Source organism: Bradyrhizobium sp. LTSP857 (assembly GCF_000938285.1).
GTDB lineage: Bacteria > Pseudomonadota > Alphaproteobacteria > Rhizobiales > Xanthobacteraceae > Bradyrhizobium.
The window spans coordinates 53,509-78,491 of record NZ_JYMS01000024.1 but is presented as its reverse complement, the minus strand read 5'-3'; the positions used below and the strand labels follow the sequence as shown (position 1 = coordinate 78,491).

At 63.8% G+C, this 24,983-nt stretch carries 21 protein-coding genes; 7 read left to right on the top strand and 14 right to left on the bottom strand.

Annotation, left to right across the window (positions count from 1 at the left end):
* Positions 1-14: 14 nt before the first annotated feature.
* Together UP06_RS12735 and UP06_RS12730 are read right to left on the bottom strand one after the other, a co-directional pair.
* Positions 15-1,262 carry an MFS transporter gene (locus tag UP06_RS12735; protein WP_045002923.1) on the bottom strand — a complete coding sequence of 416 codons (1,248 nt, stop codon included), beginning with the start codon at positions 1,260-1,262 and terminating at the stop codon, positions 15-17.
* 88 nt (positions 1,263-1,350) lie between these two features.
* Positions 1,351-1,635, bottom strand: a complete 285-nt coding sequence (locus UP06_RS12730) for a hypothetical protein (RefSeq protein ID WP_045002922.1) — start codon at positions 1,633-1,635, stop codon at positions 1,351-1,353.
* A gap of 359 nt (positions 1,636-1,994) precedes the next feature.
* Here UP06_RS12730 and UP06_RS12720 point away from each other — a divergent pair, with 359 nt between their 5' ends.
* Positions 1,995-3,203, top strand: coding sequence for an efflux RND transporter periplasmic adaptor subunit (locus UP06_RS12720; RefSeq protein ID WP_045003051.1), 1,209 nt, complete (start codon positions 1,995-1,997; stop codon positions 3,201-3,203).
* 1 nt (position 3,204) lies between these two features.
* A complete protein-coding gene (locus UP06_RS12715; protein ID WP_045002920.1) occupies positions 3,205-6,387 on the top strand; it encodes an efflux RND transporter permease subunit in 3,183 nt (1,060 codons plus the stop codon).
* Positions 6,388-6,528: 141 nt separating this feature from the next.
* Here the strand turns inward: UP06_RS12715 and UP06_RS12710 are convergent, their stop codons facing one another.
* From UP06_RS12710 to UP06_RS12695, 4 genes are all read right to left on the bottom strand, one after another.
* Positions 6,529-7,809, bottom strand: a complete 1,281-nt coding sequence (locus UP06_RS12710) for a type II toxin-antitoxin system HipA family toxin (RefSeq protein WP_045003050.1) — start codon at positions 7,807-7,809, stop codon at positions 6,529-6,531.
* Positions 7,799-8,134 (bottom strand): helix-turn-helix transcriptional regulator, encoded by a 336-nt coding sequence (locus UP06_RS12705; protein WP_045002919.1) that lies wholly within the window; start codon positions 8,132-8,134, stop codon positions 7,799-7,801. Before UP06_RS12705 ends, UP06_RS12710 begins: the two co-directional genes overlap by 11 nt.
* Before the next feature lie 119 nt (positions 8,135-8,253).
* A complete protein-coding gene (locus UP06_RS42415; RefSeq protein ID WP_283806028.1) occupies positions 8,254-8,526 on the bottom strand; it encodes an HGGxSTG domain-containing protein in 273 nt (90 codons plus the stop codon).
* A 23-nt stretch (positions 8,527-8,549) separates the two neighbouring features.
* Positions 8,550-9,140 carry a hypothetical protein gene (locus tag UP06_RS12695; RefSeq protein ID WP_045002917.1) on the bottom strand — a complete coding sequence of 197 codons (591 nt, stop codon included), beginning with the start codon at positions 9,138-9,140 and terminating at the stop codon, positions 8,550-8,552.
* Between the two features lie 455 nt (positions 9,141-9,595).
* Here UP06_RS12695 and UP06_RS12690 point away from each other — a divergent pair, with 455 nt between their 5' ends.
* Positions 9,596-10,579 carry a Bug family tripartite tricarboxylate transporter substrate binding protein gene (locus tag UP06_RS12690; RefSeq protein ID WP_045002916.1) on the top strand — a complete coding sequence of 328 codons (984 nt, stop codon included), beginning with the start codon at positions 9,596-9,598 and terminating at the stop codon, positions 10,577-10,579.
* A 7-nt stretch (positions 10,580-10,586) separates the two neighbouring features.
* On the opposite strand, the gene UP06_RS12685 is transcribed toward UP06_RS12690, so the two are convergent.
* The 4 genes from UP06_RS12685 to UP06_RS12670 form a co-directional block, all read right to left on the bottom strand.
* Positions 10,587-13,127, bottom strand: a complete 2,541-nt coding sequence (locus UP06_RS12685) for a branched-chain amino acid ABC transporter ATP-binding protein/permease (protein WP_045002915.1) — start codon at positions 13,125-13,127, stop codon at positions 10,587-10,589.
* Positions 13,124-13,999, bottom strand: coding sequence for a branched-chain amino acid ABC transporter permease (locus tag UP06_RS12680; protein ID WP_045002914.1), 876 nt, complete (start codon positions 13,997-13,999; stop codon positions 13,124-13,126). Before UP06_RS12680 ends, UP06_RS12685 begins: the two co-directional genes overlap by 4 nt.
* A gap of 30 nt (positions 14,000-14,029) precedes the next feature.
* Complete coding sequence (locus tag UP06_RS12675; protein WP_045002913.1) at positions 14,030-15,274, bottom strand: ABC transporter substrate-binding protein; 1,245 nt, start codon at positions 15,272-15,274, stop codon at positions 14,030-14,032.
* Between the two features lie 142 nt (positions 15,275-15,416).
* Positions 15,417-16,346, bottom strand: coding sequence for an IclR family transcriptional regulator (locus tag UP06_RS12670; RefSeq protein WP_045002912.1), 930 nt, complete (start codon positions 16,344-16,346; stop codon positions 15,417-15,419).
* Positions 16,347-16,566: 220 nt separating this feature from the next.
* Between UP06_RS12670 and UP06_RS12665 the strand changes: the two genes are divergently transcribed.
* From UP06_RS12665 to UP06_RS12655, 3 genes are read left to right on the top strand one after another with little or no spacing between them, the layout of a single operon-like run.
* The gene (locus UP06_RS12665; RefSeq protein ID WP_045002911.1) at positions 16,567-18,366 is read left to right on the top strand and encodes a thiamine pyrophosphate-binding protein; all 1,800 of its coding nucleotides are present in this window, start codon (positions 16,567-16,569) and stop codon (positions 18,364-18,366) included.
* Between the two features lie 47 nt (positions 18,367-18,413).
* Positions 18,414-19,118 carry an SDR family oxidoreductase gene (locus UP06_RS12660; protein ID WP_082078563.1) on the top strand — a complete coding sequence of 235 codons (705 nt, stop codon included), beginning with the start codon at positions 18,414-18,416 and terminating at the stop codon, positions 19,116-19,118.
* An 11-nt stretch (positions 19,119-19,129) separates the two neighbouring features.
* Positions 19,130-19,513, top strand: coding sequence for a cupin domain-containing protein (locus UP06_RS12655; protein ID WP_045002909.1), 384 nt, complete (start codon positions 19,130-19,132; stop codon positions 19,511-19,513).
* 4 nt (positions 19,514-19,517) lie between these two features.
* Here the strand turns inward: UP06_RS12655 and UP06_RS12650 are convergent, their stop codons facing one another.
* The 4 genes from UP06_RS12650 to UP06_RS12635 form a co-directional block, all read right to left on the bottom strand.
* Positions 19,518-20,471, bottom strand: a complete 954-nt coding sequence (locus UP06_RS12650; RefSeq protein WP_045002908.1) for a lytic transglycosylase domain-containing protein — start codon at positions 20,469-20,471, stop codon at positions 19,518-19,520.
* A 215-nt stretch (positions 20,472-20,686) separates the two neighbouring features.
* The gene (locus UP06_RS12645) at positions 20,687-20,962 is read right to left on the bottom strand and encodes a hypothetical protein (RefSeq protein ID WP_045002907.1); all 276 of its coding nucleotides are present in this window, start codon (positions 20,960-20,962) and stop codon (positions 20,687-20,689) included.
* A gap of 77 nt (positions 20,963-21,039) precedes the next feature.
* Positions 21,040-21,897 carry a VOC family protein gene (locus tag UP06_RS12640; RefSeq protein ID WP_045002906.1) on the bottom strand — a complete coding sequence of 286 codons (858 nt, stop codon included), beginning with the start codon at positions 21,895-21,897 and terminating at the stop codon, positions 21,040-21,042.
* A 150-nt stretch (positions 21,898-22,047) separates the two neighbouring features.
* Positions 22,048-23,241 carry a urate hydroxylase PuuD gene (locus UP06_RS12635; protein WP_045002905.1) on the bottom strand — a complete coding sequence of 398 codons (1,194 nt, stop codon included), beginning with the start codon at positions 23,239-23,241 and terminating at the stop codon, positions 22,048-22,050.
* A 205-nt stretch (positions 23,242-23,446) separates the two neighbouring features.
* On the opposite strand from UP06_RS12635, the gene UP06_RS12630 reads away from it, so the two are divergent.
* Positions 23,447-24,751: a PQQ-dependent sugar dehydrogenase gene (locus UP06_RS12630; RefSeq protein ID WP_502691263.1), complete on the top strand. Its 1,305-nt coding sequence runs from the start codon at positions 23,447-23,449 to the stop codon at positions 24,749-24,751.
* Positions 24,752-24,983 lie beyond the last annotated feature (232 nt).

Here is a 24,983-nt window from a genome sequence, read left to right as displayed (position 1 = left end):
ACGAACCGCCCATCCTACGAATTCGCCGACGTATAAGTCAAAAAGATCATCACCCCGACGACAAGCGCCGCCGCCATGAACAGCAGCACCGCCGGCAGCCCCGCGAACGCTGCCACCGCGCCGGTGATCGACTGCATCAGCGCCGCGCCGAGGAAGAAGGCGAGGTTCACCGCGGCGAGCGCCTTACCCGCAACTTGCGCGTCGACCAGTTGCCGCGACATGCCGAACAGCAGCGGCTGCGCGGAGGTCGCCAGCCCAATCAGCACGAACAGCACCAGATCATATTGCGGCGGCATGACGGGTACGCCGAACAGCCATGCAACCGTATAATGCGGCGCGCCGAGCGCCATCAGTGCGAGCAGCACGGCTCCGACGAGGTGCGTGCTGGCCACCAGCTCGCGGCGGCGGCCGAGCCTGCGATCGATCATGCCGATGCACAGCGGGCCTGCGATCATCGCGAGCGTGAACGCGCCGAGCTGGTTGCCGGCCTCGACCCGCGACAAGCCCTTGACCTGCATCAGCCACGGCCCGCCCCACAGGCCGCGCAGCACCAGCGAGGTCGCCAGCGACACCAGCGCCAGCGCGATCAGGCCGCGCAGCGGACGCGACAGGCCGAGCCGCAGCACCTCGATCATCTGCGCCAGCGGCGAGGAAGTGTCCTTGTGCTCGGCCGTCTGGTTCGGCACCAGCACAAACACCGCGAGCGCCACCACGACGCCGCCGGCTGCTGCGATCCAGAACCCGGCGCGCCAGCCATAATGATCGACCACGAAGGCGAGCGGACTCGACGACAGCAGCATGCCGATATTGCCGATCGACAGGATCGCGCCCGACCACAGCCCGAAGCGCGCCGCCGACAATTGCTTGGCCGCGAGCGTCATCGGGCACATCAGCATGCCCGAGGTTGCTATCCCCAGCATCAATTGCCCGAACGCAAAACTCTCGGCCCCCGTCGCAAAGCCCGACGCGATGGCACCGACAATGGTTCCCCCAAGCAGGCTGAGCGACACCGGCCGCACGCCAAAGCGATCCATCGCGGCCCCGACCGGGATCTGCGAAGCGGCAAAGGCAAAATGATAGACCGAGGTGAGGCTCGCCAGCGCCTGCGGCTCGATGCGGAAATCCGCGGCCATCAGATCGAGGCTGATCGCGGGAATGGTGCGCAGCAATGTCGACAGCATGTGCCCGCAGGCAAGTGCGACCAGCGCAAAAATCAGCGCGCGGGTGGTGTTCCCCGCGTCGTCGGTGGCAGCGGTCTCCATAGGCGTCCCGTCCCGAGAAGGTTTTGGGAGGGGTTACATGATTGGCAGACGGGTGCCAATGGGGAGGGCAAGATAAGGCGCGCGATATTCAGTAGCTGCATTCCAGTTTACTCAGGCACAAATTCAATTGCTCGAGTCTGTAAAAGTCCTCCGTTGCAATGAAGACGAGAAGCCCGAGCAGAACCATGGCCGCGATGTTCGAGCGCATGCTGGTGCTATTCTCGACGACGCGGCGATCTTGTTCGAATTTCGAGAGATCGAGCATGCGCAGAATATTGTCGGACTGCGCACCATCAACTCGATGTCTGCCGTCTCCGGATCGCTTGCGAAACGGGATGATGTTTTGCTGGTGGCTCTGCTGACTGGCCCTCATCTTGCGCCTCAAACGACAATTTGCGTTGCCATCAAGATGTCGATGATAAGGCCCCACTTGAGATCAGCGTTCGTTAAAATTCTTGATCGCTGGCGCAATTTGGCGTGATGCCGCGAGAATCCTTAACGTCTGTCCATATCGTTTCTGTCTGTTTCTTCTCTTCCTGATGATCGTTTTCGATTCGTCGGCTCCATCCGCGCGATTGCATTTCGCGACGAGCGAACATGACGAATTGTACAGAAAGTTGCACGCGATCGTTATTTTGACGCTGTGAACCCGTCCGCGATACTCCAACACCAAACACGTGCAAGCAGCAGGTTCACCTGAAAGCAGGCGCAAGCAACGAAATGGCCATGGATATGACAAGGCGACCGAAGCTCAGTCTCACGCTGTTTGGAATCTTTGCAACAGCCGCGGTGGCCGGCGGCGCATGGTATGAGCTCGTCGGGAGCGTCAAGCCCGTCGCGGCATCCGCGCAAAGCAGCTCCAGTCAGCCTGCGGCCAAAATCCCCGTGACCTCGTTCGAGGTGAAGAAGACCGACTTCCCCGTGCACGTCTACGGTCTTGGAGTCGTCTCGCCGTTCAAGACGGTGACGATCAAGAGCCGTGTCGACGGTCAGATCACGAAGGTGTCCTTCAAGCAGGGGCAGATGGTGAAGGAGGGCGATCCGCTCCTCGAGATCGACCAACGTCCTTATACCGCGGCTCTGGAACAGGCGGTGGCGAAGAAGGCGCAGGACGAGGCCAATCTGAGGAACGACCAGTTGAACTTGCAGCGCTTTCAGACGCTGGCGAAACAGCAATTCGAGACCCAGCAAAATCTCGATACCCAGCAGGCGCTGGTCGATCAGGTGACTGCGCAGCTGAAGGGTGACCAGGCCACCATCGATAATGCGCAGACCAATCTCGGTTACACCTCGATCAAGGCGCCGATCAGCGGACGAATGGGTTTCCGGCTGGTTGACCCCGGCAACATCGTGCATGCCGCGGATACGACGGGGATCGTCACCATCGCCCAGCTGCAGCCGATTGCCGTGCAGTTCACCGAGCCGGAAGAGCAATTGCAGGCCATCGACAAGGCCTTTAAGGCCGGCGAGGTGCCGGTCGAGGCGCTGACTTCGGACGGAACCAGGACGCTGTCGCAAGGCAGGCTCGTGGTCATGGACAATTCGGTGAACCAGGCCACCGGGACCATCAGCCTGAAAGCGCGTTTCGACAACAAGGACAACGCGCTGTGGCCCGGCCTGTCCATCACCACACGTATGCTGGTCGACACGCTCAAGCAGGTCATCGTCGTGCCACAGGATGGCGTGCAGCACGGGCCGTCCGGTCTGTTCGCTTATGTGATCGGCGACGATGGCAAGGTCAGTGCCAGGCCGATCAAGATCAGTCAAAGCGGCGACGCAAATGCCGTGGTCTCCGAAGGCCTGAACGTCGGAGACAGGATCGTGGTGGCCGGGCAGTCGCGCCTGTTCGATGGCGCGCTGGTCGACGCAAAGCCGGTCGGCGCTTTGGCTGCGCCGATGGCGGATGCCAATAGTGGCACCAAAACCGGGTCGGCGGACTGACATGGCTGGCGGTATCTCGGCTCCCTTCATTCGCCTTCCCATCGCGACGTCGCTGCTGATGGTCGGCATTGTCTTCGTCGGAATCATCGCATATCCGCAATTGCCGGTGGCGCCGCTGCCGGAAGTCGACTTCCCCACCATCCAGGTTTCCGCCAGCCTTCCCGGCGCAGATCCCGAGACGATGGCGTCCTCGGTGGCGCAGCCGCTGGAATCGCAATTCGCCCTGATTCCCGGCGTCTCGGAGATGACGTCGTCGAGCCAGACCAGCTCGACCCAGATCGTTCTGCAGTTCGATCTGTCGCGCAACATCGACGGCGCGGGATCCGACGTGCTCGCTGCGATCAATGCGGCGAGCGGGCAATTGCCCAAGAACATGCCGAGCACGCCGACCTACAGAAAGGTCAATCCGGCGGACTCTCCCATTCTCACGCTTGGCGCGACGTCGACGACACTGCCGATGACGCAGGTGTCGGACGAGATCTACACCAAGCTCGCACAGGCGATCAGCCACATCAGCGGCGTCGGCCAGGTCAGTGTCGGCGGACAGCAGGCGCCGTCGATCCGTGTCCAGATCGATCCCGCCAAGCTGGTTGCCAAGGGCCTGTCGCTGGAGGACGTGCGCACGCCGCTCTCGGTCATCACCGTCAACAATCCCAAGGGAACGCTCAACGGCGACACCCGCACCTACACCGTGTATGCCAACGACCAGTTCACCAAGGCCGAGGCCTGGGACGACATCGTCATCTCCTACCGGAACGGCAGTCCTGTCCGTGTCGGCGACATCGGCCATGCCGTCAGTGCGCCGCTGGACAATACCCAGTACGGCTGGGTCGACGGCAAGCCCGGCGTGTTCCTGGTCATCTTCAAGCAGCCCGGCGCCAACGTCATCGATACCGTCGATAGCGTCATGAAGCAGCTGCCGCATCTCCAGGCGGGCATCTCGCCGGCCATCAAGATCTCGGTGCTGTCGGACCGCACGCAAACCATCCGCGCGGCGGTGAAGGACGTGCAGTTCACGCTGCTGCTCACGATCGGCCTCGTCGTGATGGTGATCTTCGTCTTCCTGCGCAGCGTGTGGGCCACCATCATCCCGTCGATCACGGTGCCGCTGGCTCTGCTCGGCGCCTGCGCGCTGATGTGGATGGCCGGCTACAGCCTCGACAATCTGTCGCTGATGGCCCTTACCATCGCAGTCGGCTTCGTGGTCGACGACGCCATCGTGATGCTGGAGAACATCACTCGCTACATCGAGGAAGGCGAGACGCCGATGGCCGCTGCGATCAAGGGCGCGAGCGAAATCGGGTTCACGATCATCTCGATCTCGGTGTCGCTGATCGCGGTGCTGATCCCGCTCTTGCTCATGAGCGGCATCATCGGCCGCCTGTTCCGCGAATTTTCCGTGACGCTGGCGATGACGATCGTCGTGTCGGCCTTCGTGTCGCTCACGTTGACGCCGATGATGGCATCGCGCTTCCTCAAATCGCACGACGAGGAGCATCACGGCAGGCTGTACATGCTCAGCGAGCGGATGTTCCAGGGCCTCGTGGACGGCTACGAGCGCGGCCTCGACCTGGTGCTGCGCTTCCGCTTCGCCACCTTGATGGTGTTCTTCGCCACGATCGCCCTGACGGTCTATCTGTTCGTGATCATCCCCAAGGGGTTCTTTCCGCAGCAGGATACCGGGCTGATCACCGGAATCGTCGAGACTTCACAGGACGTGTCGATCGCGGACATGGCCAGGCACATGCAGGAGATCGGCACGATCGTGCTGAAGGATCCGGCGATCGATCACGTGGCCATGCGCATGGGCGGAAGCGGCAACACGCTCAACGACGGCACGATGTACATCACGTTGAAGCCGCGCGATGACCGCACCGCCTCGGCCGACCAGGTCATCCGCCGCTTGCAGGGCCAGACGGCGAAGGTTCAGGGCTCGCGCCTTTATCTCCAGTCGGCACAGGACGTCCGCGTCGGCGGCCGGGCCTCCCGGACGCAATTCCAGTTCACCTTGCAGTCGACCGACATGGACCAGCTCAACACATGGGCGCCCAGGCTGCTCGACAAGATGAAGGGGATGCCCGAGCTGCGCGACGTCGCATCCGACCAGCAGACATCAGGCACGACGCTGACGCTGTCGATCGACCGCAACCAGGCAGCGCGTTTCGGGATCACCCCCGACGTCATCGACGCCACGCTCTATGATGCCTTCGGGCAACGGGAAATCGCGACCTATTCGACCCAATTGTCCACCTATTACGTCGTTCTCGAGGTGCTGCCCTCGCTCCAGAAAAATCCGTCCACGCTGGAGCAGATCTATCTGCATTCGCCGACCACGGGAGGCGAGGTGCCGCTGTCGGCGTTCACGAAGTGGACCACGGCTCCAGTGCGGCCGCTGGCGATCAATCATCAGGGCCAGTTCCCGGCGGTGACGATCTCCTTCAACCTGGCGCCCAACGTCGCGCTCGGCCAGGCGACGCAGGCGATCGAGGCGATGGAACAGCAGCTGAACGTGCCGGCTGCCGTCACCTCCACGTTCGCGGGAACGGCGCAGGCGTTCCAGCAGTCGCTGTCTTCCGTGCCCTTGCTGATCGTCGCGGCGCTGGTCGTGGTCTATCTCATTCTTGGCGTGCTCTATGAGAGCTACATTCATCCGCTGACGATCCTGTCGACCTTGCCGTCAGCCGGCGTCGGCGCTCTCGCCACACTCCAGATCTTCCATTTCGACTTCAGTCTGATCGGGCTGATCGGCCTCGTCCTGCTCATCGGCATCGTCAAGAAAAACGGCATCATGCTGGTCGACTTCGCGATCGTGGCGGAGCGGGATCACGGCATGTCGCCGGTTGAGGCCATTCGCCGCGCCTGCCTGCTGCGCTTCCGTCCGATCCTGATGACGACGATGGCGGCGGTGCTGGGCGGCGTGCCGCTGATGCTGGGCCACGGCACCGGCTCGGAGCTCCGCCAACCGCTCGGCTACGCCATGGTCGGCGGTCTGCTGGTTAGCCAGGTCCTGACGCTCTTCACCACGCCGGTGGTCTATCTTTATCTCGACCGCGTCTCACAATGGCTCAGTCCGAAACGACACGCGGGACAGGATCACCAGGACATGGGCTCTCCCGACGACGGCGATCTGGACATCGTCGACGAGGTCGCCCTGAAGAAATCCAAGGTCCTTGCAGCAGAGTGACGGTTCGGAATCGGCTCGGTGCTGCGGGGCCCATCGTCCATGATCGAGTGGCGCGCTTTGCGAGGTGCGCTGGGTTCCGCTCACGTGACGGTGCGTTGACGATGCGATGCTGCGCGGCTCCGACCAGAATCTACGCTTGTCTCATGCGGCGAGCTTGACCAGGGCTTCCGGCGCGTCGATGAAGGCGAAGGCGTTGAGGAATTGCCGCCTCCACAGGAAGTTGCGGTCGACCTCCGAGAGCGCTGCCGTGTCACACGCGTCTTTCCAGAATGTCTTGATCGCCTTGATCTGTCCGGCAATGAGCTCGGTTGCCTCATGGAGGTCGAGAAGGAAGAGTGGCGCAGCCTGCAGGCAGATCGTGATCTGGCTGGTGCGTTGTTCTCCGGTGATGAACATCGCTTGCGTTGCCTCTCCCCCGTTCCTGGCTTGCGGGCAGATGTCGTAGGCGGGCGTCAGCGCGAGTTCCTTTCCATCCCAGAATGCCGCGTGATTCCGGGCATGATCGTCCGTGTTGCCGCAGAGTATGTTGAATACAATCCGCCCGAAAAGTTCGCGGAGAGTTTCCTTGGGCGAGGTGAACCTGTGGCGCACGATCGTCGCGAGGTCCTCATAGCTTGCGTAACGCGCCATCATTTCCTCGAGTTCGAGCAGTGTCAGCGCGGACACCATCGCGCGGCGCTGCCACTCGGCCCCGGTCCTTTCTCGATCGAAACGTTCAATCAGCAGAACGTCCTTTCCGGCGGCGCGGTCGAGGCTGACGGGGGCCGCGGCAAGTCCAGCCTTTGCTGCAAGTCGCATGGCCACGAACTCCGCTTTCACGACGTTATAGACGTCGTTCTGCGATGAGAACTTGGCGATATATTTTTGAATGTTCGCAGTAATCATTGTTTTCGGCCGGGCGCCGCCGATCGAACTTCCGTGCAGAAGGGCCCGATCAAGCTCCTGTGTGAGCGGCACACCTCGTTCGACCAGCGTGGTCGCGGCCTGAAGTTCTGCAAGCGACGCTGCCGAAGCCTCTCGCGGGATGTAGCTCTCCGCCGAGAGCTGAAAATCCAGCGCGCCGATGCGGTCCGAGCCGGATTCGAGGAGATAGGTCAGCTCATCGATTTCGCCGGTATCGACGTCCTTGCCGCTCTTTCCGAATTTCCTGTTGAAGATGACGCGGCGGCCCCAGGCGTCCGGCGCGGCATCGCGGATGCAATTCGGCATCATCAAGCCCGGCGTCAGTGAAAGTGCGCCGCTCCGCAGCGGCAGCTCCGGGTCATAGAGCGAGATCGCGTCGTTGCGCGCGAGATAGCTTCGTCCGTAGTTGAAGTGGAGCTGGTTGCCCGCCGCAAACAGTCGACCGGCGACCACAGGTGTGGTCGCGCCCGGCAGCCAGACCCAGACGAAGGCCTCTGTCGGTTTCTTTTCAGAAGTCATCATCGACCGTCTCTGGGGACGTGCGCACGGATTTCGGCAAGAGCTTCATCACAGCGGAGTTCGCGGCGAGGGCGCTCGTCAGAGCCCGCTCGTCGCTATCGAACAGCGGGACGCCCGCGACGGCAGCGGCTTCGAAGACGGCGCCCAGCGTGCAGCCGAGATCGCCGTTCTCGACACGCCGCAAGAGGCCGCGCGAAAGGCCTGCCCTGATGGCGAGCTCTTCGGCCGTCATCTTCCGCTCGATGCGCGCCTTGTGAATGAGCTGGCCCAGCAGGACAGCCGCATCCTTGGCATAGCGGGAATAAGGTCTCGCTTTTTTTGGCATCAATGATCCATTAATCGATCGTATGGGGCTAAGCGATCCGCTTATAGACCAAACAGGTCGACCCGTCAATTGACTGGTCCATAATCAGACCATATGCTGCAAAATGGTCTATTAATGGCTCATTTTCGCTGGGCCGGTCTCTTCGGGGGACAGTCTGACATGATCTCGATCAGCAGCGTTCGCGTCTCGTCCAGCAACGTCCGGATCGGCCTCTGTTCTGCGATCCGGTCTCGTGTGAAGGCGCCGTGCGTCCGCGCATTCTGATTTCCCATCGGTGCACCAGATCCCCATGCTCCGCCGTGCATGCGGCAGCGCGTCTTGCCGTGCAACGCTGGCGCGCGACAGGTCTCGCCGTTGCGTGTCCGCGCGCCGCAGCGCGGGCTCGTCTGCATCGGGCCGGTGTTGCGGGCGTGGCTCATGCGGTGACGGCCGCCGCGTCCGCCAGGCCCGGCTGCGCCGCGATCAGGCTCGCATGTTGTGTGAAATTGCCGACGACGGCCTTGCCGCCATCCTGCACCGACAAATTCCGCACCGTGATCGCGCAGGCGCCGTTGCTGCGATGCCGGCTCAGGGCCTCCATCTGGGCTGCGTAGGTACGAGCCAGCCGGGTCAGCGCACGCGTGAGGCTCTCCTGCTGCGGTACGTCGTCGGTGCAGGCGAGACGACAGGCGCAGCGCATCGTCGCGACGTGAACGCACACCATCTGCGCCGCCAGCGAGTCCTTGGGCGCGATGCTCTTCAGCATCGAGATCATGTAGGCGAGATTGCCCTGGTCCGGCCGCCGCGCAACCGCGCTGGCCTTCGCCAGCTGGCTCAAGAGGCCATGCAGCGCGTCGCGGTCGACGGCGCCGAGTGCCTCGGCCAGCAGTCGCTCGCCGGCTTGCGGATCGGGGTGGTCGATCAGGATGCGCCTGCGGCGGAGTTTGACCTTGGGGCTTGCGATGAGCGCGGCGCGATCGCGTGCTACGATGGGCACCGTCTCGCTCTGTGTCTGGGATGTCGTCATGCGATGTGTCCTTTGCCGGTGCAGGCACGCGGGACCTCGCGGCGAGCGAAGCCAATCGCGCCTTGCTGGGTGGCGGTTACGATTTTTCAGATGCTGATGGGAGGTTACGCGCAGCCGGGTTGAGGCGCCCATGATCAGGAGGTGCCGCGGGCACCGACGATTGTCGCGATGATGCCATCATGCCCCTGTTTTGCCCGACGGGTCAAACGGGTTTTCGGGATACACGAAATCACCTTCCGCGCAAGTCCTTGTTTCGACTGGTGTTGTCTACTGTGTATGGGGTTGTTTTCGCGCTTTTGCTTGGATTCCGCCGCTGACCTGCCGTGCGACGGAATGCGCGGCGGTGCTGATGCGGAAACGCGATTGCGAAAATCGGTGCGGCCGCTCATCATGATCCCCGAACGCGTCGCACCAACAACAAGCACAGGCGGCACTGAGGTCCGGGGAGAGAACGAATGCAACGAACGGCCCGCCTGTTGGCGCTCATCGCCGGCCTCTGCGCCTCTGCGCTGTCGACGCAGGCCATCGCGCAAAAATATCCGGTGCGGCCGGTCAAGATCATGGTCGGCTTCAGCGCCGGCGGTCCGGTCGATGTGGTCGCGCGCATCATCGGCGACCGGCTCGGGGCCAAGCTCGGGCAGCCCTTCGTGGTCGAGAACCGTGCCGGCGCCAACGGCATGATCGCGGCCGAGGGCGTGGCGCATGCGGACGCCGACGGCTACACCATGCTCGCCTGCAACTCGTCCACGATCGCGCTCAACAAGACGCTGTTCAGGGATATCCGCTACGATCCGGAAAGAGACTTCGCGCCGCTCACCACCGTCGTCTCGGCGCCGCTCGTGCTGGTGGTCAATCCGGAGAATCCCAAGACCGCTGATATCAAGACCGTCGCCGATCTCGTCGCTGCGGCGAAGGCCGCGCCCGGCGCGCTCGCTTACGGCTCGGGCGGCAACGGCAACCTCGCGCATCTCGCGATGGAGCTTTTGAGCGAGCGCGCGGGCATCAAGATGATCCACGTGCCCTATCGCGGCGGCGCCGCCTCCGAGGTCGGCATCCTTGCGCAGGAGGTGCTCGCCGTGTTCGATCCGCTCTCCGCGGTGCCGCTGGTCAGGGGCGGAAAGCTGCGTGCGCTTGCGGTGTCTTCGGCCGAACGGCTGCCGTCGCTGCCCGATGTGCCGACGGTCGCGGAGGCCGGCTATCCCGGCTTCGATCTCTCGTTCTGGGTCGGCTTCTTCATGCCGAAGACCACACCCGCGCCGATCCTCGAGACGCTGCACCGGGAGATCGTCGCGGCGGCCAAGGATCCGACCGTCGAGGAGCGGCTCGGCTCGCAAGGCGTGGTGAGTGTGCTCAGCCCGGCCGAGTACACCGCTAAGATCGCGAAGGAGACCAAGGAGCTTGCCGAGGTGGTGGCGGCAGCCAACATCAAGTCTGATTGAGACGTCGCTACAGCCACAGGATCTGCTTGCGATAGCCGAGATCGTCGAGCAGCGGCGCCGCTGGCCCCTGGTGGAACACTGCGCCGCGCTCCAGCGCGAAGACGCGGTCGGCGAGCGCCAGCACGAGGTCGAGATTGTGCTCGACGATCACGATCGACATGTGCCGGCGGAGCTGGTCGAATACTTTGAAAAGTTCGAGCGTCACAGCCGGCGCAAGCCCCTCGAACGGCTCGTCGAGCAGGAGGAGGCGGACATTGCCCGACATGGCGCGGGCGACCGCGACCATTTGCTGCTCGCCGCCGGAGAGATAATCGGCTGCGATGTTCATGCGCTCCTTCAGGCGCGGGAAATATTGCAGGATCTGCTCCTCGTTCCAGACCACGCCGTCGCTGCCGTCGGTCTTGCGGGCGAGACGCCCGAGCGCGAGGTTTTCGCGCACGGTCATGCCAGCAAACAGCCCGCGGCCCTGCGGCACATAGCCGATGCCGCGCCGCGCGATGTCGGGAGCGGGGACGCCAGCGATATCCGCGCCGCGATATTCGATCGTGCCGGATGCCGCCGGCACGAGGCCGGCGATGGTCTTCAGCAGCGTCGACTTGCCGGCACCGTTGCGGCCCAGCAGCGCGACGATCTCGCCGTCGCGCACATCGAGCGCGGCGTCGGTGAGGATGTGGCTCTTGCCGTAGAACGTGTTGACGCGGTCGAGCCGCAGCACGGTCTCGTGCCCACCGGACGCCTCGTCGCTGCGCCGATGCTCGACGGCGGGAATGCCCTTGCCGGTATAGATCTCCTGCACGCGCAGATCGGCCCGCACCGCGCTTGGGCAGGCGGACATCAGGACTTCGCCCTGATTCATCACGGTGACCACCTGCGAGAACCCGAGCACGCGATCGATGTCGTGCTCGACGATCAGCACGGGGATGTTCGCCGCGATGTTCTTGACGAGATTGGACACCCGCTCGCGCTCGGCCGCAGCAAGCCCTGCGAGCGGCTCGTCGAGCAGCAGCACTTGCGGTTTGGAGCCGAGCGCGATGCCGAGATCGACCAGTCGCTGTCCGCCATAGGAGAGCTCGCCGCCTTCGATCTCCTCGATGCCTTCGAGCCCGAGGAATTTTGTCAGCGCGACCGTCTCGGCATGGATGTCCTTGTACGCGTCGATGTCGTTCCAGATGTTGAAGCGCATCGGGCGGCGCGCCTGGAGCGACAGGCGCAAATTCTCGTAGATCGAGAGCCCGCGAAACAGATTGGTGATCTGGAACGAGCGCGCCAGCCCTTGATGGCAGATCAAATTCGCCGGCACGCCGGCAATGTCGTTCCCCCTAAGGCGGATGGTGCCTTGATCAGGTGCGTAGAGGCCGGAGATCAGGTTGAACAGCGTGGTCTTGCCGGCGCCGTTCGGCCCGATCAGTGCGTGGATCTCGCCGGCGGCAATGGTGATGCTCGCATTCTCCACCGCACGGATGCCGCCGAATTTTCGCGACACGCCGCTGACCTCGAGCACCGTGCCCGTCAGTGCCTCCGGCCGCAAAAAGTCCGGCAGCGGCAGGCCGTCATAGATCTTGCGCCGGCTCATCGCAGCGGATTCTTCTGGTGCTGGGCGGAAGCGGCGCATCACCAGCGAACCGATGCCGACGAGGCCACCGGGCGAGTACATCACGAACGCCACGAAGGTGAGGCCGAACCAGAACAGCCAGTCCGACGTCCAGATCGAGAACAGTTCTCTGAACAAGATGAAGAACACCGCACCGAGCGCAGGTCCGAGCAGGCTGCGCATACCGCCGATGACGACCATCGCCAGCAGTTCACCCGCGAACGGCACCGAGACGGCTTCGGCAGAGACGAGATAGTTCAGGAACGCAATCAGCGCGCCGGCGAGACCCGTCACCACGGCGGAGATCACGAACACCGCGAGCTTGTAGCGCTCGACCGGATAGCCCTGAAAGCTCGCGCGCAACTGGTTCTCGCGGATCGCGACCAGTACATGCCCGAACGGCGAGCGCACCAGGCGCATCAAGACATAGACCACGACAAGCCCGATCGCCGCGACCACGATGTAATAGCTGAGCGCGCTGTCGAAGCTGATGGGTCCGATGCCGCCGCGCTTCAGTCCGCCAAGCCCGTCCTCGCCGCCGGTCAGGCTGGTCCAGCGGAAGGCGGTGGTGTAGACGAGCGCGGCCAGCGCAAGCGTCAGCAGCGAGAAATAGACGCCGCGCCGACGCAGGATCAGCACGCCGATCAATGTCGATGCGATCGCGACGACCACCATCGACAACAGCAGCGGCAGCCAGATCTCACCGGGGAAGAAGCGGAGCTGGATCAACCCTGCTGCATAGGCGCCGATGCCGAACCAGGTGCTGTGGCCGAACGAGACTAGGCCGGTATAGCCGATGCAGAGGTTGAGGCCCATGGCCGCGATGGCAAGCCCGAGCATCCAGGTGCCGGTATTGAGCGATAAGCCAAGCGCCCGCAGCAGGAAGGGCAGCGTGATGACGGCAACAGCTGCGATCAGCAGCGGCCTCAGCCTGTCGATGGTCGAGGCGCTCCTCATTCGAACTTCTCGATGCGCTCGCCGAGCAAGCCGCGCGGGCGCACCAGCAGCACCAAAAACATCAGAATGTAGATCGAGGCTTCACCCGCGGCCGGCTCGAAATGAATGGCGATGCCGCGCACGACGCCGACGAGGAGAGCCGCGATGATGACGCCCCAAAAGCTCCCGAGGCCGCCGATCACGACGACGACGAAGGCCACCGTCATGATATCGGCGCCCATCGCCGGATGCACGGTCGTGATCGGCGCGAAGAAGGCGCCGCCGAGCGCGGCGAGACCAACGCCGAGCACCACGATTGCGGTCATGTAGGGCTGAAGCCGGATACCGAGCGCAGCCACCATGTCCGGCCGCTGGATGCCGGCGCGCACCACGCGCCCAAACGAGGTCTTGTGCAGCAGCAGCCAGACACCGACCATGATCGCTGCGACCACGGCAAGGATCAGCAGGCGATAGCGCGAGAACAGGAAGTCGCCGACGATGACCGACCCGCGAAAACTTTGCGGGATCTCGGTCGAGACGGGCGCCGCACCCCAGATCATGCGGATCGCCTGCTCGGCGACCATCGCAAGCCCGAAGGTCACGAGCAGGCTCAGGATCGGATCGGCCGTGTAGAAGCGGCGCAGGATGAAGCGCTCGAAGAGGATGCCGAGCAGGGCAACCGCGAACGGCGAGACCACGACGGCAGCGCCGAAGCCGAGACTCTTGGTCAGCTCGACGCAGACATAGGCGCCAAGTGCGTAGAACGCGCCATGCGCGAGATTGACGATGCCGCCGACGGAGAAGATCAGCGACAGCCCGAGCGCGATGAGCAGATAATAGCCTCCGAGCACGAGGCCATTCACCACCTGTTCCAGCAAGAACTCGAACTGCATGTTGCGTCCGCCTTGGCGTGCGCGCGCGCGTCAGGCCTTCATCTCGCAGGGATTCTGTTCCCTGGTCGGATAGATCGTCTCGAGCGGATCGTTCGCGGCCGGCACCGCATCGCCCAGCACCAGCATGTCCCACTGGTCCTTCATCTGGTCCTTCGGCTTGACCGTGAACGGATAGGCTTCCTGGACGAGCTGATGATCCCAGGCGCGGAAATAGGCTTTTCGCGCTTTGCCGATGTCGAACTGGGCCTGCTTCTCGAAATAGCCTATCAACTCGCCGCTGTCGGTCGACTTCGTGGTGTTGATCGCTTCGGCGAGCAGCTTCAGCGTGACGTAGTCGATCCAGGCATGGTTCTCTGGCGGTTTGCCGTATTTCTTGCTGAAGGCCGCGACGAAGGCTTGCGACGCCGGATTGTCCAGCGTGTGATACCAGACGGTCGGCCAGGTGCCACTGAGATTGCCCGCGCCTGCGGCCCAGGCGTCGCCGGTGTTGAGATTGAAGCCGACCAGCGGATAGGGGAAGCCGAACTCGGCATATTGCTTAACGAGGTTGGTGACCTGGTTGCCGGCGAGGTTGCAGCAGACCACGTCGGGTTTTGCCTGGCGCACCTTCAGCAGATAGGGGCTGAAGTCGGTGACGTCTGTTGCGATCAGCTCGTCGCCGATCAAATTCGCGTCGTGCGCGCCGAAGAAGGTTTTTGCCGCCTTCAGCAGGTCGTGACCGAAGATGTAGTCGGCCGTGAGCGTGAAGAACTTCTTGCCCTTCACCATGCCCTTCTGCGACAGCGCGGTGCCGACCGCGTTCACCATCACGGTGTTCGGGATGTCGCAGTGGAACGAGTATTTGTTGCAGTTCTTGCCGCGCAGCGCATCCGAGCGCGCGCCGGTCGAGAAGAACACCTTCTTGTTGCGCTCGGCCACCTGCATGATGATCAGCGAGGAGGCCGAGGAGATTTCGCCGAGCAGCACCACCGCGCCGTCCTGCTCCAGCATGCGCTGCGCCTTGGTGGCGGCGGTGGCGGGGTTGATCGAGTCTTCCGAGAGCAGGTCGATCTGCTTGCCCAGAATGCCGCCCGACGAATTGATCTCCTCCGCCGCGAGCTTTGCGCCCAACTGCGCGTAGCTGCCGATCACGCCGAGAAAGCCGGTCAGCGGTGTCAGATGCCCGATCCGGATCTTCTCCGTCTGGGCCTTCACGATGGCGGGAAACCCAAGCACGGACGCGCCAGCGAAGGCTGCGCCCGCCTGCAACAACGTCCGTCTGCGGTAGCGGATCATGTCTGTCTCCTCCCCGGGGGCATCGCGTGCCTCCCTTCAAAACCGGCTATCCGGTATTGTGAGAGACCTTTTTCTAATGCTGGAGGATAATCCCGAACGCGCTCGCCGGTGTCAACCGGCAAAATCGCCGCTTGTGCGCGTCTCAGGCTTTTTGCGGGATCGTCTTCCGCGCGGTGCGCTCTGCAGCGTTCTTGGCGCCGAATTCGGCCGACAGGCGGTCGGCCGCGGCCTGCACGACCTGCGCGCTGGCGTGCAGCGCCTGGTTGGAGAGCCGCCAGATCGGGCCGGAAATGCCGAGCGCGCCGATCACCTGTCCGGTGAAGTCGGTCACGGGCACGGCGACGCAGCGCACTTCCATGTTGAACTCGCCGTCGTCGAAGGCAACGCCGGTACGTTGCACCTCGGCAATCTCGCGCATCAGTGCGCCGACATCGCTGATGGATTTTGGCGTCGACGGTTTCAGTTCGACGCGATCGATGAACCGCGTGAGCTGCTCGGGGCGGAGTGAAGCCAAAATGATCTTGCCGAGCGCGGTGCAATGGGCCGGGCGCACCACGCCGACGCGATCGGTCAGCTGGAACGCGCCGGGGCCGCTGGTGCGCGCGATGACGACCACGGCATCGCCCATCCGCACTGCAAAATGGCTGCTTTCGCTGGTCTGGCGCGATAGCTCCTCCAGCACGGGCGTGGCGACATTGACCATCTCGATCTCGTCGAGCGCACTTGCGGCGAGCGCGAACAGCGGGCGGCCGATGCGGTAGCGCTTGTTGTCCTTCTCCTGGCGAAGGTAGCCGAGCGAGACCAGCGTCTTCGCCAGATGAAAGGTCGTCGAGTTGTGCAGGCCGACCAGCTTGCTCAGCTCCGCAAGCCCAATCCCTTCGCGATGGCGCGCCACCTCTTCAAGGATGGAGAAGGCGCGGCCGAGCGACTGAACCCCGCCGACGCGCTGCTTGTCGTCGGCCTCGTCGTCGCCATTGGCTTGCGGCACCGGGATGAGTTTGGCAATCGCGACCTTGCGCGGGCTTGCGGGCTTTTCGCCGGTGGTAGGCTTGGTGCGCGATCTCAAGGACAAGGCCCCCTCTGGTGAATCGTCTGGCTCCGTTCTTGCGACAGTAGCACGCAACCTGCACGGCCGTCGGCGCGGAGCCTCGCGTTCCCTCACATCGACAGACTACCACAATATAAATTGACGTACAGCATTATGAGAAATAGGGTGCCCGCGGCCCAATGATGACCGGCCGCGTTTCCGCATCGGTACACAAGACGTCTTCGGGCCGAGAGGGAGACGGTTGATGTCGCGAAATATGCTCAACGGCGCCCAGGTCATTGTCGATTATCTGATCCAGGAGAAGGTGCCGCAGGTGTTCGGGCTCTGCGGCCACGGCAACATCCAGTTCATCGACGCGCTGTACGAGCGCTCCTCAGAGATCAAGACGATATCCGTGCATCACGAGAGCGTCGCCGGCTTCATGGCCGACGTCTACTACCGCGTCTCGGGCAGGCCGACCGCGACCTTCACCTCCTGCGGACCGGGCTCGGCCAATTTGCCGATCTCGCTTGCGAATGCCTACCTCGATTCCGTGCCGTTCATGGCGATCACCGGCAATGTGCCGACCAGCCAGTTCAACCGCGGTGCGTTCCAGGAGATGTACCGGCACTATCAGGCGGACTTCCCCTCAACGGTACGCACGATGTGCAAGAAGGTGTTCCAGCCGACGCGCGGCGAGATGGTGCCGCTCGCGGTGCGGCAGGCCTGGAAGACGATGGTCACGGGGCGACCGGGGCCTGTGGTGATCGACGTGCCCTACGACGTCTTCATGGAGGCGGCTGCCGAAGAAGCGCCGAAGGCTGCCGATTGGAGCGCCAACATCTCCAGCCGCTGCGGTGCTGACCCCGAAGGCGTCGAGAAGGCGGTCGACATGCTGCTCTCGGCCGAACGGCCGGTGATGCTGGTTGGGCAGGGCGTGCGCTATGGCGGAGCGGCGGATGAATTGCGCAAGCTCGCTGAGCGGCTCCAGATCCCGGTGGCGGCATCCGCGAGCGGGCTCGGCGCGCTCGACGTCAATCATCCGCTCGCGCTCGGCCTCGTCGCGCGCGCCGGCCACTATCAAGCCAATCACGCGACGCGTCAGGCTGATGTGCTGCTCGCGCTCGGCGTCCGCTTCGACGACCGCACCTCGAGTTCGTGGATTCCCGGCTATTCCTTCACGATCCCGCCGACCAGGCTGATCCACGTCGATATCGATCCAGAGGAGATCGGCCGCAACTATCCCGTCGCGCTTGGGCTGATGGCCGACGTTCGCACCTTTCTGCGCCAGGTGCATGCCGAGCTCGATCGCCGCGACAACCTGTTCAAGAAGTCCGACGCGCGCAAAAAATGGCTGGCGCAGATCGACACCTATCGCAAGGAGTGGGACAAGTTCGTCGCGCCTGGCTTCTCCGACGACACCACGCCGATCAATCCGCAGCGTGCGGCCGCCGAGATCGACAAGGCGCTGCCGGAGGATGCGATCCTCGTCTCCGACATCGGCGTGCACCACAATTGGCTGCTCAGCTTCTGCAAGCCGAAGCGGCCGGATTCGCTGATCGGCTCGATGGGGTTCGGCCCAATGGGCTTCGGCGTCGCCGGCGTGATGGGGGCGAAGTTCGCCGCACCCGATCGGCCCTGCGTGTCCGTCTGCGGCGACGGCGCCTTCTTCATGCATGCCAACGTGCTCGGCACCGCGGTCGAATATAATCTGCCCGTGGTCTGGGTGGTCTGGAATAACTACGCCTATGCCTCGATCCGCGGGCTTCAGCGCGGTTATCTCGGTGGCCGCGAGCTCGCCACCGACTTCAAGCATCCGGAGACGGGCCAACGTTACAATCCCGACTTCGCGGCGATGGCGCGCTCCTGCGGCGTTGAAGGCGTACGGGTCGACCGCGCGGGAGATCTTGGCGAGGCGATCCGCAAGGGCATCGCCGCCAACAAGCCCTATCTGATCGACGTCGATATCGCGGCCGACATCAACCCAGTCGGCGCCGGCGTGTGGGAATTGCCGGGCCTCGGCCAAAGCAAGGCCGGCATCGGGACGCGCTTCCAGCCGGGCTGATCGCGCGGTTCTTAAATCGTCAATCAAGAAAATTACGGGAGATGGGAATGACGCTCGCAGGCAAAAAGGTCGTCGTGGTCGGCGGCTCCTCAGGCATCGGCCTCGCCACGGCGGAACTGGCCAAGGCGCAAGGCGCCGAAATAGTCATCGCCTCACGCAGTGCTGCAAAACTTGATCCCGTTGCCGAGCGGCTGAAGGTGACGGCCATTCCCACGGATGTCACCAGCGACCAAAGCGTCGCCGATCTGTTTCGCCGCACCGGTCCGGTCGATCACGTCGTGCTGACAGCCGCGCAGTTGCGCACCGGGCCGTTCAAGACGGTCGCGATGGAGGATGTGCGCGCCACCATGGAAGGCAAGTTTTGGGGCGCCTGGCGTGTCGCACGTGAGGCCAACATCCGGCCGGGTGGCTCGCTCACGCTCGTCACCGGCTTTCTCAGCGTCAGGCCGCGGCCGAATTCGGCGATCGTCAGTGCGGCCAATGGCGCGCTGGAGTCGCTGGCTCGCGCGCTTGCGCTCGAGCTTGCGCCGGTGCGCGTGAATGCAGTGTCACCCGGCGTGATCGACACGCCGATCCGGGCGGCAATGCCGGAAGCTGCGCGGAAGGAGATGTTGGCGAAGACGGCTGCCGCACTGCCGGTCGGCCGCGTCGGCATGGCCGAGGACATCGCTCAGCAGATCGCAAGCTTCATGACCAACGGCTTCGCCACGGGTTCGATCGTCTATATCGACGGCGGCGCGCTGGTGAATTAGGGAGCACGATCATGGCCGAGGAAAGCAACGGCGCCTTCATCCGTAACATTGCCGAGGTGCCCTGGCGCGAATTCCCCAACCATTTTGGCGGCGCGCTGTCGAAGCCGCTGGTGATGGCGGAGACGGCGGGTTCGCACCACATCGACTACCGCATCTCGATGTACCAGCCGATGGCCTATGTCGCGCGGCATCATCACAAGGTGCAGGAGCAGGTCTATCACGTGCTCGACGGCGAGGGCCTGATGGAGATCGCGGGCAAGAGCCATGTCGTGCGCAAGCACGACGTGATCTTCCTGCCGCCCGGCGTCGAGCACGCGATCTCGAATTCCGGCCTGACCGATCTCGTGTTTCTGGTGGTGACCTCCCCGGTCACCGATGACGAGAAGCCGGTCTGACGGCTCAGCGTTCGGTGGATGCGACGCGGATGGCGCGGCTCTTCGCGTTCTTTCCGGCCGCGCGCGCTGCAATCATGCTGCGCGCCTTGCCGTGGGCGGAGCCGCTCTTCCTGAGCAAGGATGCGAACCGCTTGCGTGCACGATTTGCCGAGAGCCGCGCCGCCAGTTGCTCGGCCTTGCGAATGATATTGGCGACCGCGGGCGTCAGTTTGACCGGAACCCAGGCGACGTCTTTGGTCTTGGACAGGCTGCCGATACCCTCGCAAGGCGCTTCGCGCGGCAGGTCGATCCGGATCGCCAGAGCTTCCGAGCGCTCGGTCCAGTCCTCAGCCCTGGTGCCGGTGATGATGCGGACATAGTCGCGCGTCTCGCGTGGCAGCTCGCTCTCCTTCGCGAGCCACTTCTGGATGCGGCCCGGACCTGCGTTGTACGCGGCTGCCGCAAGGCCGAGATTGCCAAAATCGTCGCGGAGCTTGCGCAGAAATTTCGCCGATGCGGGCAGCGCCTTCATGGCATCGAAGGGATCATCGAGCCCGACCTCCGCGGCCGTCTCTGGCATGAACTGCGCGACGCCCTGGGCGCCGGCCTGGCTGACCTCGTCGGAACGAAAACGGCTCTCCTGCCAGAGCAAGCGGGCGAAGAAGGGGACGGGAATGCCGCTCTCCTCGGCCGCTTCCCGGAGTGCGTGACAGAATTGTTCAGTCGGTGAAACCGGGGCCTGAGCGGGGGTTTCGACCGCGCGCGTCGGCTCGGTCGTCTCTTCGTACGACGCCCGCGCATTCGCGAGCGCGATGGCCTGCACGCTTGCGAGGAAGAGCTCGACGAGGGGGACCGGCGAAGGTGCGCGATCGGCTTTTGGCGCTGCATTGTCGAGATGTGAGGCTTGCCAGGACGGCGGCGAACCGACGTCGCACATCAGAATCAGGAACGCAGCGCAAGCCGCGACGAGAAATCGCATCTCGGTCAAAGTCCTCGAACTGTGGGGGAACGACCAGCGCATGCGCCGGTGAGAAGGACTTCTTAACCGTAATTGCGGCGAAGCTGCGATTCCGGGAGACCGCCGGTGTTAGTACGGTATTCCCTTTGCGGAAAATACGGCGTCAGCCCCGCGGATCTACGGGAGCCGCGGGGACATGCAATATTGCGAGCGGTCATGCGGGAGGCGTGTGGAGCTTACGCCTTGGGAAAATCCTTGCGCATCGCGATCTCGGCGGCATCGCCGGGCGACAGCACGGTCTGCTCGAACGCTGCTTGCGGCCTCGTCATGATGTCGTAGAGCGAGATGCCCTTGATCGGCTTATCCATGAGCTCACGGACGCAGTCGGCGAGCGTGCCGTTGTAGACGAGATAAGGAGGACCTCTGTCCTTCTGTCGTTCGCCCTTCAGCGACGGCCACTTCTTCAGTTCGGCCGGCGCGTCGTAAGCGATCGGCGATTCCTCTTTGAACATGCGCGTAGTCCCGAGCGGCCTGGATTGGGGGAATCCTAGGGCCGCCGGGTAAACACGCGTTAAAGAATTGGTTCAAATCAACCGGCAATGAAGGCGAGCAGGGTGCCGTTGGCCTTGGCCGGCGGCACGCAGATCGCGGCCCCGCTTCGCAACGCCGCCGAACCCAGCGCCTTCTCGGTCGCTGCGAGGTCGCCGCTCACGAGCACCAGGGCCGCGCCGCCGCGCTCGGAGAGACCGGCGAGAGGCACGCCGGGATAACGCTTTCCGAGTTGTTCCAGCGTCAGATAAACGAAGTCCGCACGATCGCCGCCGGAGGGCACGGTGGCCGCGCCGTCGGCATCAGCCTTCGGTTCGCGGTCGATCAGGCGCGCCAGATGCGCCGCCTCCTTCGCGGGCTCGGGTGTTGCGATCAGCACCTGCCTGATCCGCTTGGCCGCATTGGCGTGTTTCATCAACTCGGGAATCCACACGGTCTCGCGCGTCTTGTGCTGGCAGGCGAAGATGCGCACGCCGCCCGGCGCTTCCGCGGTCGGCCACATGAAGGTGCGGAATTTTGCGGCGGAGATCGTGCCGTTCGGCAGCGTCACCGGCCGCTCGAAATCGGTGGGGCCGATCGGCGTAAGGCCACGCGCGCGGATCTCTTCCGCACCGGCGGCGGAATCGACCGCAGTGAACGCGACGCGCTCGATGCCTTCGCCCTGCTTGTCGAGGAACGCGCGCGCCGGCGCATTGTGCTCGGTCGCGGCGAGCACGCCGAGCAGCTCCATATAGTCCGGGTCGAACATGATGGTGTAGTTGCCCGTGCCCATATGCGCGCTGTGGGTGCCGCGCGGCGAGATGGTGAAGCCGAGCTGCCTGTAATTCTCGGCGGCCTTGTCGAGGTCTTTCACCATGACCACGGCGTGGTCGATACCGATGACGTTCTTGAGGGCCACTGTGATTTCCCCGCGGCAAATGCAAATTGACGGCGACCTGTGGCCGCTGGCCTTATCTACGCCGGATAGGCGCCCAAGTCATTTTCAAATCGGCGGGAAATGCGGAATTTCGTTCCGCGTGAAGCTCGATCGACGCGAAGGCCGACGGCGTCAGCGATCCTGTCCGCTGATATAGGCGGCGAGGATGGCCCGTTCCTCGCTGGTCATTTCCGTGATGTTGCCGGGCGGCATCGCATTCGACCAAGCGGCCACGCGTCCGATCAGGCGGATGTTGCGATGGATGTGCTCGGGCGCGTCGAGCAGGATACCCTTTGGCGCGGTCACGATGCCGGCCCAGACCGGCTCGGACGCATGGCACATGCTGCAACGGGACATCACGATCTCCTCGACATTGGCGACCGTGACTGGCGCCGACAGCGCGCCCGTCTTGACCTCACGCGGGCCTGCGGCGGAGAGGAAGAGGATCGCGATCGCGCCGGCCGCAGCCACGCCCCACACCCACCACGGCGATTTGCGTCCGGCATGGCCCTCGTTGAAGAAGTGGCGGATCACCGGGCCGAGTGCGAGGACGATCGCGACGATGATCCAGTTGAAGCGGGTGGCATAGAGCAGCGGATAGTGGTTGCTGATCATCAGCACGACCACGGGCAGCGTCAGATAGTTGTTGTGGACCGAGCGCTCCTTGCTGGTCTTGCCGAGCTTCGGGTCGGGCGCCTTCCCGGCGATCAGGGCGGCGACGATCTTCTTCTGGTTCGGGATGATCACCGTAAACACGTTGGCGACCATGATGGTGCCGACGATCGCCCCGATCTGGTTGAAGGCGCCGCGCCCGCTCAGCACGTGGGTGAAGGCGTAGGTCAACGCGACCAGGAACAGATAGCCGCCGATGGCAAAGGGAAGCTCGCGCTGCGCAAGCCCGGTGCGGCAGGCGACCTCATACAGCAGCCAGGCCAGCGCCAGGCTCGAGAGGCTGAACAGCCCGGCCTGGATTGGCGTGAGGTCGAGGATCGACTTGTCGACCAGGAACAGGTCGGCGTCGAGATAATACACCACCACCATCAGTGCGAAGCCGGACAGCCAGGTGGTGTAGGCCTCCCATTTGAACCAGGTCAGCTCGTCCGGCATCTGGGTCGGCGCCACCAGATATTTCATGATCCGGTAGAACCCGCCGCCATGGACCTGCCAGGCCTCGCCCCCCACTCCGTCCGGCAGGTCAGATTTCGGCTTCAAGCTGAGATCGAGGGCGATGAAATAGAAGGAGCTGCCGATCCAGGCGATTGCGGCCACCACATGCAGCCAGCGCAGCAGCAGGCTCGCCCATTCCGATAAGATCGATCCCCACATGATCACCCCATCAATCGCGACACCAATGCCGCAGCTTTGATGACCGCAACCGGCGGCCGTGCCCCTACAATGTGTCGCACCGATCCGCGTTGTTTTCCAGTACGATGGGCGCACGCTGTTGCACATCGTGCGGGCATGAGCTGACGTGGGATTCGGCAGATAAGTCCGGGAGGAAGATGACGTGAAGAATCATGTTTCGCACATGATGGTGCCCGTATGGCTTTTGGCAGCCTGCGCTGGCGTGCAGGCCGAGCCTGTGCTGCAAGGCAAGGACGCCTACGGCAGCTGGCAGGCCGACAAGCCCGGCGTGGTCAGGCTGATCCGCCCGCAGGATCTGGCCAAACCGGGCGCCTCGCCGTCGGTTTCCAATTCCACGCGGGTGGCCGCGCGTGGCGGCGCCACGCCGCTCGTGCCAGAGGGATTCAAGATCGACCTTCTGGCTGACGGCCTGTCCGACCCGCGCGTGCTGCGCGTCGCGCCGAATGGCGACATCTTCGTTGCCGAGACCGGGCCAGGGCGCATTCGCGTGCTGCGCCTCGGGGAGGGCGGCGCCAAGGTCGCAACGAACGAGGTCTTTGCCAGCGGGCTCACCCGCCCCTTCGGCATCGCGTTCTTCCCGAACGGCGACAATCCGCAATGGGTTTATGTGGCCAATGCCGGCAACGTCGTCCGCTTCCCCTATCACGCCGGCGATCTGAAGGCGTCAGCCAAACCCGATGTCGTGGTGGCAAACCTGGCGCAGGGATCGGGTCATTCCACCCGCGACATCGTGTTCACGCCCGACGGCAAGCGCATGCTGGTGTCGGTCGGCTCCGCGAGCAATGTCGGCGAAGGCATGGGGAGTCCGCCCGGCGGGCTCGAAGCCTGGTCACGCACGCAGGCGGTCGGTGCGTCCTGGGGCTATGAGGCCGAGCGCGCCGCGGTGCTCACCCTGGATCCCGAAGGCAAGGATCGAAAGCTCTATGCCACCGGCATCCGCAACTGCGTCGGCCTCGCGATCCAGCCGCAGACCGGGCTGCCCTGGTGCTCGACCAACGAGCGCGACGGCCTCGGCGACGATCTCGTGCCCGACTATGTGACGAGCGTGAAGGAGGGCGCCTTCTACGGCTGGCCGTGGTTCTATATCGGTAACAATGAAGACCCGCGCCATGCCGGCGCGCGGCCGGACCTCAAGGACAAGGTGACAGTGCCGGACGTGCTGGTGCAGCCGCATTCGGCCTCGCTCGGCATGACCTTCTATCAGGGCACGCAGTTTCCGACGGAGTACCAGAGCGACGCCTTCGCCGCCGAGCACGGCTCCTGGAATCGCTCGAAGCGCACCGGCTACAAGGTGATCCGCATCCGGATGAAGGACGGCAAGCCGACCGGGGAGTACGAGGATTTTGTCACCGGGTTTGTTGTGAACGACACCCAGGTGTGGGGACGGCCGGTCGGGATCGCGGTGGCGAAGGACGGCGCGCTGCTGATCTCGGAGGATACTGGCGGCACGATTTGGCGCGTGACGCATTAGATCGGGCTGCAGTGAAGGTGCACCCTCGCCCCTTGTGGGAGAGGGTGGCTTCGCGACAGCGAAGCCGGGTGAGGGGTTCTCTCCGCGAGTCTATCTCGCTATGAGTTCGCCGACAGAACCCCTCATCCGGCGCCATAGCCGATGCAAAAGCATCGGCGTTCTTAAGAACGGCGGCCGTAGGCCGCCTATGCCACCTTCTCCCGCAAGGGGAGAAGGGACGGCAGCGCGCCTC